We start from the raw sequence: 13,370 nt of genomic DNA, 5'->3' as shown, positions 1-13,370 counted from the left end.
GGGACGACGTATCCCTTTTATGCAGGTTTATTTCTGCCCGCCAGACTGCGCCGCAAACGTCAGCTTGTCATACCCGGCCAGACGGGCCGCTTCCAGCACATTGATCACCATCTGGTGCATGGCGAACTGGTCGGCATTCACGATGATGACCGGATCTTTCGCCGGCGCCGCCAGCCGTTGCCCGTCCGGGCCGGTGCTGGCGGCCTGCTTGAGGTCTTCGGCCAGGCCGGCCACGCCGTGGAAGGACACCGGCACGTTATTCACCGTGTAATTGCCCTTGGCGTCGACGGTGACGTTGATCTCGAAAGGCTTGTCGATCGCTTTTTCGGCGTCGGCGGTCGGCAGGGTGATCTGCAGCTCGGTGAACTTGCTGTAGGTGGTGGTGACCATCAGGAAGATCAGCACCACCAGCAGCACGTCGATGAACGGGATCAGGTTGATTTCCGGATCCTCGCGCTTGCGGCCGCGGCGGAAGTCCATCATTTGCGGGCACCGTGCACGACGTCGACGAATTTCACGGCCTGCAGTTCCATGTCCATGATGAAGCTGTCGACCAGGGCGCGGAAGTGGCGGTAGAACACCAGGGCCGGCATTGCGATCGCCAGGCCGAAACCAGTGTTATACAGGGCCACCGAGATGCCGTGCGCCAGCTGGGCCGGGTTGGTGCCGGTGGCATTCTGGGCGCCGAAGATCTCGATCATGCCGACCACGGTGCCGAACAGGCCCATCAGCGGCGCCAGCGAAGCGATCGTGCCCAGGGTGGTCAGGAAACGTTCCAGCACATGGGCCACGCCCCTGCCCGCTTCCTCGATCGACTCCTTCATCACGTCGCGCGGGGCGTCGACGTTGCGCAGGGCCGCGGCCAGCACGGCGCCCAGCGGCGAGTTGGTCTGCAGCTTGTCGATGATGTCCGGCGTGACCTTGCCGCCGCGGTAGACCTGGATGACTTCGTCGAGCAACTGGCGCGGAAGGATTTTTTCGCGGCGCAGGTAGATCAGGCGTTCGATGATCAGCGCCAGAGCGATGATCGAGGCAATCAGCAATAGCCAGATGGGCCAGCCGGCGGCTTGAAGAATGGCGAGCAAAAGGAACTCCTGGATGGGGTAAACAACAAGACGGAAACGAATTCCGCAATGTAACTTGTTGCCGTCTTTGCGGCAAGTAGAGTTCTGCACACTTTCTGTGGATAAAAGTGTGTGCAAGGGCCTTTACGACAGGAAAGGCCATTGATTCTTAAAGGATATTTTTCCATGCGTAAAAACCTAGCACCCTCCTCAGGGCATTTCCACATTGCAACAAAAGCATGTCTGCAGACCGGGACTTGCCCACAATTTCTGTGGATAAATTTGTGTGGAATAGCCTTTCCTTATGGTAAGTCTTTGATTTTTATCAGGGAAATTCTGCCGCTGAAAATTGCAGCAGCAATGATTAGGCGCCCCGCATGTTCCGGCTCAGCCCGCTTCTTCACATTTTTTGTGGACAAAATTGTGCGCAAGCGCACATGGCTGGGCTAAACCCCTTGATTCATAAGGGAAAAGTCACCGAGCCCAATTTTTGGGCAGGACGCGTGATGCGCACGCAAACCCGGCTTTGCACATAAACTGTGGAAAACAATGTGAGCAAGCGCAGTGGGTAAGTCCCAAGTAGTTGAATCCAAAGGGAAAAGATATGCACGCTCAAAATTTAGGCAAGCACAGGCGCGAAGGCGCCGCCTTGCGCAAGAGGTAATGAACGCCCCAGGGCTGGTATAGTCCCATCCCGTGGCTGGCAGACGACGGGCTGCAAGCGCTCCGGCTGCCCTGGCTGCGGCCAGGACGCGCCAGCGCTTCTCCACAATTCTTCACAAATTTTGTGGAAAAGATTGTTAGCAAGGCCCTTGATCTGCATCAAAGTGTTTGAATCCAAAGGATAAATTCATCGTGCAGCATTTTTAGGCAGGGCGCGACTTATGCACTGGAGTCCGCTTTGGCCGCCAGGACAGCCCGCTTGTCGCCAGCTTTGCACACAAATTGTGGAAAACGATGTGAGCAAGAGCCGGAACGGCGAGCTAAGTACTTGATTGCCTTAAGAAAACATATGCATGCCTCATTTTTACGCGGCCGGGATAGCCGGTCCATTTATCCACTTCCTCACAGATTCTGTGGATAAGATTGTGGCCAAGTGCCTCCGGGGTGCAGCAAGCCATTGATCCGTAAGGAAATTTTGTTTCTGCATCGAAATCAGGCAGCAAGAATAACCATTAAAAATCAAACGTTTACAAAAACTATTTGTTGTACTACCGCAGATTTTGAGGCGCCCAGGCGCTGTCACGTTTTTGTGGACAGATCATCTTGACCCATCCATATGCTTACCCCGCTTGATGCCGATCCGGCCTACGCCGCCCCGCCCGTCCTCACCGTCACCGCGCTCAACCAGCAGGTCGCACGGCTGCTGGAACGCTCGTTTCCGCTGGTGTGGATCGGCGGCGAGATCTCGAACTTCACCCGCGCCGCTTCCGGCCACTGGTACTTCACGCTGAAGGACGATGCCGCCCAGGTGCGCGCCGTGATGTTCCGCGGCCGCGCCCAGTACGCCGGCTTCACGCCGCGCGAAGGGGACAAGGTCGAGGTGCGCGCCCTGGTCACGCTGTACGGCGCGCGCGGGGATTACCAGATCAACGTCGAGGCGATCCGCCGGGCCGGCGTCGGCGCCCTGTACGAAGCCTTCATGCGCCTGAAGGAAAGGCTCGGCAACGAGGGCCTGTTCGACCAGGAGCGCAAGCGCCCGCTGCCGCTGTTCACGCGCGCGATCGGCATCGTCACCAGCCCGCAGGCGGCGGCCCTGCGCGACGTGCTCACCGCGCTCCGGCGCCGCGCCCCGCACGTGCGCGTGGTGCTCTATCCCGCCCCGGTGCAGGGCCAGGGGGCGGCCGACAGGATCGCGGAAGCCATCGCCACCGCCTCGCGCCGGCGCGAGGTCGACGTGCTGCTGGTCTGCCGCGGCGGCGGCTCGATCGAGGACTTGTGGAGTTTCAACGAAGAGGTGGTGGCGCGCGCGATCAATGCGGCGTCCATGCCCGTGATCTCGGGCGTCGGCCACGAAACCGACTTTACCATCGCCGACTTCGCCGCCGACCTGCGCGCCGCCACCCCGACCGCCGCCGCCGAGCTGGCCGCCACCGCCCGCGACGAATGGATGAGCTCGCTGGAAGCGGATGCCGACGACCTGCAGCGCGCCATGGAACGCATCCTGTCCGAGGCCAACCAGAACCTCGACAACCTCAGCCGCCGGATGATCAGCCCCGCCGACCGGATCGCGCACCAGCGCCTGAAACTCCTGGGCATGGCCAGCAGTCTGACGCATGCGGTGCGGGCGCCGGTCAACCGCAACGGCGTGCTGCTGGCCCAGCTGCAGCAGCGCTGGGCGCGCCATCTGCCGGACGTGCGCTCGCTGCGCACCCTGCTGGCGTCCGAGCGGCGCCAGCTGGCCGCCAGCATGACGGGCCGGCTGCGCCAGCAGCGCGAGGCGCTCGGCGCGCTGTCCGCCCAGCTGGAACTGCTGAACCCGCAGCGCACGCTCGAGCGCGGCTATGCGATCGTCAGCAATGCAAAAGGCAAGGTGCTGCATGCGCCCGGCCAGATCAAGCCGCGCGACACCATCGTGGTGCGGCTGGCCGAGGGCAGCGCCGAGGTCGGCGTGGCGAGCGTACAGGACCTTCTCGAGTGAAGCAAAGAGCGCAATAGAAGCAAACATGCAACGTTCGCGCATCCGGTTTAGAATATGCGACCGTTTCGGAAGAACGACCCGTTTCCAACCAATCAAGGAATAAGACATGGAACATACTCTGCCGCCGCTGCCGTACGCCAAGGATGCCCTCCAGCCGACCATGTCGGCTGAAACGCTGGAATACCACTACGGCAAGCACCACCAGGCCTACGTGACCAACCTGAACAACCTGATCAAGGGCACCGAGTTTGAAAACATGCCCCTGGAAGACATCATCAAGAAATCGCAGGGCGGCGTGTTCAACAATTCCGCCCAGGTGTGGAACCACACCTTCTTCTGGAACTGCATGAAGCCGAACGGCGGCGGCGCTCCGACCGGTCCGGTCGCCGACGCGATCAACGCCAAGTGGGGTTCGTTCGACAAGTTCAAGGAAGAGTTCCAGAAGTCGGCAGTCGGCAACTTCGGCTCGGGCTGGACCTGGCTGGTGAAGAAGACCGACGGCACCGTCGACATCGTCAACACCTCGAACGCCGGCACCCCGCTGACCACCGAGAACAAGGCCCTGCTGACCTGCGACGTCTGGGAGCACGCCTACTACATCGACTACCGCAATGCGCGTCCGAAGTTCGTCGAGAGCTGGTGGAACATCGTCAACTGGGACTTCGTGAACCAGAACTTCGCGTAATCGCTGGAGTCGATGTTTCGTCATAATTAAGTTCGGAACAACTTAATAAAGATCGGAACAACTGCTTCTGCGCTTGGGACCCGGACGTAAAAAAGTTCGGAACAAAACAGATTCGAGCCCGCTTCCAAGCGGGCCGTTTCTTTTTGCGGCATGCAGCCGTAAATCATTCGCACACTTAATTGCTATAATTTGCGGCAAGATTTCTAGGCGCGCTAATGATGAGCATTGATCCTAACGCACGAGGTTCCCTTAGCGAACCTTGCATTGCACTCCGGGCCGAGGTAACGGACGCTATCGAAGCGTATGAGCGTGTTCCTCGAAAGGACAAATTGCTAACCACATGGTATGCGATGTGCATATCCGGACAACCGGCAGCCGCCTTTTTCAGAGGACCACGGCATAGCACATTTCATCGAGTGACGGCATGCGACCTTGCAGCTAGTGCTTATCTCGATCTAAGCGCGCAAAAAGAAGTAGAAATCATCAGCCCGTCCTTCGTTCTTAAAGTACGAGAGCACGCTTCATCGATGCACCGCTTGTTACCCGAACCGCAGCATCTGCCTGCTCCGGCTGACACTCAAGAGTTCCGCACTGGGCTTGAGTCACTGACCCGATGGAGGGTGCCCGTCACAGCCCCAACAAGCCGTTCAGGCGACCCTTCGATACGTGCCGTAACCTTGGGCCTTGCTCGACGGTTTGCTGATGCGTTTGTCGACATTCCAGTGGAATTCATTCATTCCCTTGTGTTGATCGGTTGGCCGGCACGTAGCCACAGTGCCACGCGACGGGTACTTACATCAGGAGTGACGAGTCGCATTAAGTTCGAGTCTCAGGAAGCCCTAAAACGGGAACAGCTGGCACACGGGGCCACGGCTGTTGCTCTTCACGTGGCATCGTCTAAGGCTACGAGAGGTGCGGCATTAAGTGAAGCTGATCAGCGGATCATTGAAGGTTTAGAGAGCGAAGTTGCAAGAATCAGGCAGGATAGGCGGCGCTTCCCTAATGACGCAGCTCGACTTCGTGCCGTGTTGGATATCGCTCACACCTTCGATGATCCGAACCTTGCTGACGATCTCAGCCGACTTGTAGCCCAGGCACTTCAGGAGTTCAAACCTTGAGTGCTCTAGCGCAAATCCCCTCAGCAGACACGAATTTGCGCTAGGGCGCAAATTCGCTGACTGATCAAATACCGCGCCACTGAGCTGTCCGCCCACGCCAGCCTGTTCTACGCTCTCACTTATCAGGTTTCGAGGGGAAGCAAGAATGGCAGACGACATTGTAGCTCTGGTCGCAGGTCAAAGAACGTCTACTAAAGATATACGCCCGGCGTGCATACGTGGCAAATGGAAGGTCTTGCGCCGACTGACGAAAATCTTAACGATCTGGGCATACAACAATGGGCATCTCTCATTCGGTATAACCGAACGAATATTTGCTCAATTTGACCTACGCGATGTATGACTTAAGAGACGTTAAGCGCACCCTTTTTTCTCAAAGGCTGTGTACGCTTTTCCCCGAAAAGCGTTCCTCCTCTCTGCAAAGACTTACTTCTTTTTGCTAGAGATAATCTCATAAATTGACATGAGTTCAGAGGGGACCTGTCCTCCCTGCGCAATGCGCGCTGACTCTTCAAGAACGCTGCTCATGCGCTCCAGATCGTAGTAGTTGCAGTAATTCGATTGGCTCACATTTGGCATTTCTTCCAACAGCCATTCAAACGACTTTGCGCCAGGATCGTCCGTGTTTTTTCGCAAACACCACGCCCAAAGATCTGCAGCCTGAATCGGCAATCGATCGTCGTCCTTTCCAAACATCGGATTGAGCGGTAGTATCGTAAATTCCTCTGGATATGTAGACCGCATAAGTTCACGTATAAGCGGATACCATCTGCGCGCTCGCTCGCCGAAGATAAGTTGTTCGTCAAAGATGATCTCGAAGGGCTCTCTCCAATTGCACTCTTCCCAGAGGTCAAAGCAGGTACCAAGAATCAAGGTGTGGAAGGGCCAAAAGTAAACTTCTGATCTCGGTTTTGTAAGCTTTGCCCATGTGCGCGCGTGAGCTTCAAGATCAATCATTGTCCAAATCGCGAACTCGACATAACGATTGATGATTTGAGCCAACTTTCGTAGACGACTATCGCGTTGTTCTTCCGTGAAGCGATGAAAGGCTCCTGTGAGGGAGGCGGCTTCTCGCATCTTAAAGATTTCGATACGTGGGTATTGGTCTAAGCAGCGGCGCCACTCTAGAGAAAATTCTACCCATCGCTCCGAGTTTGAGACGAGGCCAGCAAGCACGAAATTCTTGCTTTGTCCTTTCCCACCACTGTCATCAACGTAAGCTTGAACTGGCATGTGTTCCCTTTATAGCAGGGCGCTGCGCTTCGACCACCTATATACTACCTTGCGGCGGGCGTCACATCGCAAGTTAAGGTCATACGCCGCGTTAATACTGGCGGCACACAGCCGCCGGTTCGATCAACTTTCAGCGAAATCGCCATTTTAATTTATGGCAGAGGGGTTTACGTTTCCGATATGGGAACGATCAGACGATCGCGAGCTACGCAAACTCCATTTTTAATCACGTAGCACTCGACATAATGACGGCCAGGGAAGGATGTAGTTTCCGTTCGCCGCTCTGATCCGTCATCACTAAGCAGTTGTCCTCGAATGCCTCTTGCCTCCGCAAACTGGCCGCGGTTTCGGACTTTCCAAATTACCTCGTAAGGACGGGGGACGTTACAGTCCACCACACGGAAAGTTAATTTACGGTCGAGTTGAAGCCACGGGAATGTGGCTTCGATGAACCGGTAGACGCGCTCCCGTGCACCACGGTATAACACGTCACATTCAAGATTAACTTCGTACTGAATATCAACAGGATACTTATCCTCAACAAACTCCTCAGTCGAGCGAATAGCTGCAGCCTTCGTAACAGAAGCGGACGCAGCAGCAGTTGCTATCGCAGGGAAGTGGCGTCCGAAAATCTTCTTCCAAACCTTTTGCTTGTCCTTTTCTTCCTCGGCATCAAGGGCTTCCTGTGCTCTTTTAGCTGCCTTTTTCGCCTTTGCTTGAAACCGCCCAGTGGAATGGACGCGATCGTCACTTCCGGGAGCCTTCCAATACGTCTGACTCGGTTGTTCACTCAAATACGTGAATATGTCCTTGATCAAAGCCGGGTAGCTAGCATAGCTCTTGTTATCGTAATTTTTGTTGTCGTAGAAAAAATTATAGCAAAGCGTATCGATGAGCATCCCGCTCATTGCCGCCCCGTGCTTGTTTTTCCAAGCCCGGATCATTTTGCACACTCGTTTTAGATTCCGGTTCGAGCGATCGTGTATTTCTTGGACCGCTTCGATTTCGTCGCGAGGATGGCACCATTTCCAGCTTCCGCCATCGTTAGCGTCCGGGTACTTGTACCGTCCGTCATCCTCTACAAAAGCAGGCAACACCTCAACACGATAGTTCTTGAAGTCAACGGTCACAACCTGCCCATCTGCCCGGATCGGCGTATTTGGATAAAGTACTTTGAGCTTGTCGCGGACCTCTTCTAACAATGCCTTTTGTCGATTCCCTTGAAGTTTACAAATCCGGTCATGAACGCTCCAAGGCAGCTCGAACGCCATGTCCAGGTCGCTTACACCATGGATAGCTGTCCGTCGGCCATACGATCCGACCTGCAAACAATGTTGATAGTCCGAATCTGTGTCCCAATAGTCTTTGTTGAGACGTTTTGTTATGGATAAATATCGACCTGAAATTTCCTCGGCATTCTTTACAGCCAAGTTTTTTCTGAATTGTTCAAAAAGCGAGGCACTCACTAAAATTCCAATCAACAGTAGCTACTAGTAATGAGAAAGTATGCGCCGATAGATAACGCAAACACAATCAATACTCCGCACGTCACAAGTGTGGTAAGCGGTATCTTGTCGCGCCAAAAGCGAAACGTTATTTGTTCCTCAATCCACCCGATCTGCTGCTGCCAGAAGAACTTGTAGTGGGCTGCGGTATCACTTAAGAATATTTGACGAGAAATGCCAGCACCATTGGCGGCCGACCTGATACGTCCATATTCTGCTTCGCATGCGGAAAAGTCCGAGGTGGGCGGCATTGATTTGACAGTTGAATACAATGAACGCAGCGACTGGAACGACTGCGTCAATTCCTCCCCGGCTTTCATGTACACGTTTTTGTCATAAAAACCCATGTACAAACTTGCCACTGAGAAAATGATAAGCATAGCGGAAGGAACTTTTTCGCTCAGCATCGGAAACACCAAAGCCAGAACACCGACTGCCAGCGAGAAGAAGCCAATCCAGCCTGGCAACTTATCAACAAATTCTGCCGTTGCGAAATGCTTCTTCGCGCCGTACCCCACGTTGTAGCCAGACTCTGCAATCTGCTTCAACAGTTCTTGTTGACTTACCATCACCGTCCTATGCGTAGCTATCGAAGTTAACTTCTATCGTCACATCGCGACTTCCGGTTCTCATGATACGCGTGAACAATGGCAGAAGGGTAATTATTCGAGGGCTTAGAGCAAGAATGCGTGCTGTACAGCCATCAGCATCCGTGCGCCCTCAACACGCGGGCCTTGATACCGAATCACCATTCGCAGGGTTTCGTCTATGTCGCCTTCATCATCGACGTCTTCGCCCGGCGCATCGTCGGCTGGCGGGTCAGCAGCTCGATGCGAACCGACTTCGTGCTCGATGCGCTGGAGCAGGCTCTGTACGCACGTCAGCTCGAACGAAACGAGCTGGTCCATCATAGCGACCGCGGATCTCAATACGTGTCGATGAAATACAGTGAGCGCTTGGCAGAAGCTGGCATCGAGCCTTCTGTGGGAAGCAAGGGAGACAGTTACGATAACGCTTTGGCCGAAACCATCAATGGGCTCTACAAGGCTGAGCTGATCCACCGTCGCGCCCCCTGGAAAACACGTGAAGCCGTGGAACTAGCTACACTTGAATGGGTCTCCTGGTTTAACCACCACCGCTTGCTGGAACCGCTCGGCTATATACCGCCGGCCGAAGCTGAGGCAAACTATTATAAGCAACTGAGCAGTCAAGCCATCCCGGCCTGACTCACACTAATCGGCCTCCACGGAAACCGGGGGGTTCAAACCCAGCCGCGTACCGTATTTGCCTACCTTGCTGGTATTGGCATTTTCCGCAGTACAAACGCTGGCGTTACATGGCAGTTTTTCAACCACGGCCCCGCGGATCCCTTGGTACAGTTCGCCCACTCCAATATGCCAAGTAAAACTGGAACGGGATGGCTATTCGCTGCAACGTCCAAGGGAGTGCGCCGCGCGATGAGTTGTCATTGTGGATGGCAAAGTGCTGGCCAGCTCAGCTTCAGCTTCCGCGCTGTGGAAAACGATGCTGCCTTGCCGGCCCGTGTCTACGCTGCTGCGCGCGATGGATTCTTTATTAGTCCAGATGGTGGCGACCACTGGATCAGGATGCGATCGCCAGTGGCTCCGATCACCGCACTGGAAAGCACGTCGTCGGGGAGTCTGTACGGTGCGATCAACGGCAAGCTAATCCGCAGCACAAATCGAGGCGTTACATGGGAATACATTTCCGAATAAGCTGTGCACGTGCTGTTGCACAAAAGCGACCGGTGAAGCGTCAAGCGGCGGCAAGAATCGTACGGTGGTGCTCCAGCTCTTAAATCGGCCCCTGCCTGCCGATACGATCAATCAACGCAGCGTTACGACATTCGTACGGCCATTAGGCCCCTCCTCGCTCGACATCTCCAGCGTTGGTTTCACCACCATGTTCGACATCGACGCGGTAGGTGGATTGGTCCCGCCCTTCGACGCTACCAATTTCAGGAGACGCATCGCTGTCGACACGCTCCACGTCAGTATCGACGTTCATGTTGCGTGTTGTCTCGACATTCGCTTCGCTTTCAGGGCGTTGGGAATCATCAGGCGATGGTGCGGGCACTTTCGTGCGCTTTTTTGTTGCCATGGCTTCCTCCAAAACTTGCAATCCGAGGATGCAAATCGACCTTGGATCGGATCATAGTTTCGATCAACTGCTTATTTGAACTAAAGATCGCCTTTGCCAGAAACGTAATTTTCTGGAAACAGATCGCGTTCCACCAACTCGAGCAAAATATGGATGATCTTGATATGCATTTCCTGCACGCGGTCGGCATACGCGCCGCCAGGGCTGCAAATGCAGACATCGCACAGGGCCTGCAGCGGCGCCCCCGGCGTTCCGGTCAAACCGATCACACGCATGTCCAGCTGGCGCGCTGCCTCCGCGGCAACAAGGATCGATGGGCTTTTTCCGCTGGTGCTAATCGCGAGTAATACGTCACCACGACGCCCATGCGCTTGGATATATCTCGAGAACACTTGGTCATAGCCATAATCATTGGCGACACAGGTAATGTGGGTTGGATCGCTGATGGCAATCGCCGCGAGTCCCGGGCGATTGTTGCGGAACCTGCCCGTGAACTCTTCGGCAAAATGCATCGCATCGCACATCGATCCGCCATTCCCGCACGAGAAAGCCTTGCCCGAGCTGCGAAAGGCGGATGTAAGCAGGTCGGCAGCATCCACGATGCTTTGAAGACTGCGCTCGTCATGCAGGAATCGGTTAAGAGCCGACTGCGCGTCGGCCAGGCTATTCTTGACGTGTTCGATCATATTTTTGCACCGATGAAATCACTCTGGGTTGCTTAACTGGCGAAACCGAAGGACTAACTTATCTCAATCGGTTGAAGCGACTTGACAAGGTCATCCAACACCTTCAGTTGCGAAAGAAACGGGGCAAGTACGCTGGTTGGCAGCGCGCTCGGGCCGTCGCATTTCGCCGAACTGGGATCCGGGTGGACTTCAAGGAAGATTCCGCCCAGGCCTACGGCGACACCCGCGCGAGCCAGCTCAAGTATCTGCGCTCGGCGTCCGCCTGAGGTCGCACTCGTCGGATCTCGCTGTTGCAATGAATGGGTAACGTCAAATATGACAGGTACACCGGGGCACGCTTTTTTCATCACGCCAAAGCCGAGCATGTCCACGACCAGATTATCGTAGCCGAAACAGGTACCGCGATCGCACAAGATGAGCTGCTCGTTGCCCGCCTCCTTGAATTTTTCAACGACAAACGAAACCTGCGTTGGACTCAAGAATTGCGGTTTCTTGATATTGATGACGCGTCCGGTCTTGGCCAACGCGACCACCATGTCGGTTTGCCTGGCCAAAAATGCTGGCAACTGCAGTACGTCTACCGTTTCCGCGACGATATCGGCCTGCCACGGCTCGTGGACGTCGGTTAAGACCGGCACCCCAAACGTCGACTTCACCCTCTCGAGCATGCGCATGCCTTCCTCAAGGCCGGGGCCGCGAAACGAATGAATCGATGAACGGTTCGCTTTGTCGAAACTGGCCTTGAATACATAGGGCATGGCGAGCTTCTGTGTGACGCGAACAAATTCTTCGCAGGTACGAAGCGCCAGATCAAGCGATTCGAGCACATTGATGCCGCCAAAAATCACCAGCGGAGATCCATTCTCGACATTGATTTGTTCAGTAATTTTGGTCATCGTATGTGTGCGTGTGCGAAACGCTTGGTGGCCTTACGGTTCATGATAGCGCTGGCAGTCAAACAGCTTCGCGCAGTAGAAAACACTTATTCCATCAGGGCCTGGGCCGCGGCAACCTGGCCGCGGTAGGCGTCGAAGATGCCGCGTATGGCGTCGGCCATGGACGTGGTCGGGGCCCAGCCCAGGTCGCCCTTGGTGTTGTCGATCTTCGGCACGCGGTTCTGCACGTCCTGGTAGCCGGCGCCGTAGTAGGCCCCCGAGCTGGTTTCGACGATCTGCACCTTCTGCGCGCCGGCAGCGTATTCCGGGTACTCGGCGGCCAGCTTCAGCATCATGTCCGCCAGGTCGCGGATCGAATAATTGTTGGCCGGGTTGCCGATGTTGTAGATCTGGCCGCTCGCATTGCCGTCCTTGTTCTCGATGATCTTCATGAGGGCGGCTATGCCGTCATCGATATAGGTGAAGGCGCGTTTCTGGTAGCCGCCGTCGACCAGGGAGATGGTTTCGCCGCGCACGATGTGGCCGAAGAACTGGGTCAGCACGCGCGAAGAACCTTCCTTCGGCGTGTGGATCGAGTCCAGGCCGGCGCCGACCCAGTTGAAGGGACGGAACAGGGTAAAGTTCAGGCCTTCCATGCCATAGCCCCAGATCACGCGGTCCAACAGCTGCTTGGAGCAGGCGTAGATCCAGCGCGGCTTGTTGATCGGGCCGTAGACCAGTTCCGAGTTCTCCGGATCGAACTCGCCGTCATGGCACATGCCATACACTTCCGAGGTCGACGGGAACACCAGGTGCTTCTTGTACTTGGCGGCCGAGCGGACGATCGGCAGGTTCGCCTCGAAGTCCAGTTCGAACACGCGCAGCGGCTGCTGCACATAGGTCGACGGCGTGGCGATGGCCACCAGCGGCAGGATCACGTCGCACTTCTTGACGTGGTATTCGACCCATTCCTTGTTGATCGTGATGTCGCCTTCGAAGAAGTGCATGCGTGGCTTATATGCGTCATTAGCGAGCAGATCGCTGATGCGGTCCGAAGCCATGTCCATGCCATAGACTTCCCAGTCGGTGGTCTCGAGGATACGCTTGGACAGGTGGTGGCCGATGAAGCCGTTGACGCCGAGAATAAGGACTTTTTTCATAAATATTGTTACTTAACTAAATGCTAAATAGGACTGTTACAGATGCTGTTTTAATTTCCTGCGAAAACTAACGCTTGATTTTTTGTCGCCGCTTGTCCGGCCTTTTCTCTCTTCGCCCGTTGGGCTGCTTTAATCGCTTCAAATTGGGACTCTTCCGCCGCTTCCAGATTTCCACCAGCTTGAAAATTACCAGCAACAAAACAATGCAGATGACAGAGCCGAAAAAGGAAATCAGAAAATCCTCTGTCGGCAACACGGGTTCTTTACGCATGTCGATTTTCA

13 protein-coding genes and 1 pseudogene are annotated in these 13,370 nt (G+C 55.4%); 4 read left to right on the top strand and 10 right to left on the bottom strand.

The genetic code is table 11. The annotated features are described in order from the left end of the window. Window positions 1-27: 27 nt before the first annotated feature. The gene (locus tag AC3A6M_RS17135) at window positions 28-480 is read right to left on the bottom strand and encodes an ExbD/TolR family protein (protein ID WP_487854012.1); all 453 of its coding nucleotides are present in this window, start codon (window positions 478-480) and stop codon (window positions 28-30) included. Next, on the bottom strand, window positions 480-1,085 hold the full coding sequence (locus AC3A6M_RS17130; RefSeq protein ID WP_487853927.1) for a MotA/TolQ/ExbB proton channel family protein: 606 nt from the start codon (window positions 1,083-1,085) through the stop codon (window positions 480-482). The genes AC3A6M_RS17135 and AC3A6M_RS17130 overlap by 1 nt, the downstream gene beginning before the upstream one ends. Before the next feature lie 165 nt (window positions 1,086-1,250). Here AC3A6M_RS17130 and AC3A6M_RS17125 point away from each other — a divergent pair, with 165 nt between their 5' ends. The 3 genes from AC3A6M_RS17125 (at window position 1,251) to AC3A6M_RS17115 (ending at window position 4,390) form a co-directional block, all read left to right on the top strand. Further along, window positions 1,251-1,514, top strand: a complete 264-nt coding sequence (locus AC3A6M_RS17125) for a hypothetical protein (RefSeq protein ID WP_487853926.1) — start codon at window positions 1,251-1,253, stop codon at window positions 1,512-1,514. Window positions 1,515-2,343: 829 nt separating this feature from the next. Then, a complete protein-coding gene (gene xseA / locus AC3A6M_RS17120; RefSeq protein WP_487853925.1) occupies window positions 2,344-3,705 on the top strand; it encodes an exodeoxyribonuclease VII large subunit in 1,362 nt (453 codons plus the stop codon). A 106-nt stretch (window positions 3,706-3,811) separates the two neighbouring features. After that, entirely contained in the window at window positions 3,812-4,390 is a 579-nt protein-coding gene (locus AC3A6M_RS17115) for a superoxide dismutase (RefSeq protein WP_487853924.1), read from the top strand. Window positions 4,391-5,934: 1,544 nt separating this feature from the next. Here AC3A6M_RS17115 and AC3A6M_RS17110 read toward each other — a convergent pair. The 3 genes from AC3A6M_RS17110 to AC3A6M_RS17100 form a co-directional block, all read right to left on the bottom strand. Next, window positions 5,935-6,741 (bottom strand): DUF3800 domain-containing protein, encoded by an 807-nt coding sequence (locus AC3A6M_RS17110; protein ID WP_258850348.1) that lies wholly within the window; start codon window positions 6,739-6,741, stop codon window positions 5,935-5,937. Window positions 6,742-6,908: 167 nt separating this feature from the next. Continuing rightward, window positions 6,909-8,207 (bottom strand): nucleotide-binding domain-containing protein, encoded by a 1,299-nt coding sequence (locus AC3A6M_RS17105; RefSeq protein ID WP_487853923.1) that lies wholly within the window; start codon window positions 8,205-8,207, stop codon window positions 6,909-6,911. Between the two features lie 11 nt (window positions 8,208-8,218). Next, the gene (locus tag AC3A6M_RS17100; RefSeq protein WP_258850350.1) at window positions 8,219-8,815 is read right to left on the bottom strand and encodes an SLATT domain-containing protein; all 597 of its coding nucleotides are present in this window, start codon (window positions 8,813-8,815) and stop codon (window positions 8,219-8,221) included. Window positions 8,816-9,001: 186 nt separating this feature from the next. Here AC3A6M_RS17100 and AC3A6M_RS17095 point away from each other — a divergent pair. After that, window positions 9,002-9,472 (top strand): annotated as a pseudogene (locus AC3A6M_RS17095) (IS3 family transposase); the annotation flags it as partial. A 652-nt stretch (window positions 9,473-10,124) separates the two neighbouring features. Here the strand turns inward: AC3A6M_RS17095 and AC3A6M_RS17090 are convergent. The 5 genes from AC3A6M_RS17090 to AC3A6M_RS17070 form a co-directional block, all read right to left on the bottom strand. Continuing rightward, window positions 10,125-10,367 (bottom strand): hypothetical protein, encoded by a 243-nt coding sequence (locus tag AC3A6M_RS17090; protein ID WP_487853922.1) that lies wholly within the window; start codon window positions 10,365-10,367, stop codon window positions 10,125-10,127. 80 nt (window positions 10,368-10,447) lie between these two features. Next, a complete protein-coding gene (locus AC3A6M_RS17085; RefSeq protein WP_487853921.1) occupies window positions 10,448-11,053 on the bottom strand; it encodes an SIS domain-containing protein in 606 nt (201 codons plus the stop codon). Between the two features lie 53 nt (window positions 11,054-11,106). Continuing rightward, window positions 11,107-11,949, bottom strand: a complete 843-nt coding sequence (kdsA, locus tag AC3A6M_RS17080; protein WP_487853920.1) for a 3-deoxy-8-phosphooctulonate synthase — start codon at window positions 11,947-11,949, stop codon at window positions 11,107-11,109. Between the two features lie 86 nt (window positions 11,950-12,035). Continuing rightward, window positions 12,036-13,088, bottom strand: coding sequence for a bifunctional UDP-4-keto-pentose/UDP-xylose synthase (locus AC3A6M_RS17075; protein WP_487853919.1), 1,053 nt, complete (start codon window positions 13,086-13,088; stop codon window positions 12,036-12,038). Window positions 13,089-13,155: 67 nt separating this feature from the next. Further along, window positions 13,156-13,359, bottom strand: a complete 204-nt coding sequence (locus AC3A6M_RS17070) for a hypothetical protein (RefSeq protein WP_487853918.1) — start codon at window positions 13,357-13,359, stop codon at window positions 13,156-13,158. Window positions 13,360-13,370: the final 11 nt, after the last annotated feature.

The sequence above is a fragment of the Telluria sp. Soil_C_11 genome (assembly GCF_057657395.1).
This window is presented reverse-complemented; position numbering and strand designations above follow the sequence as displayed.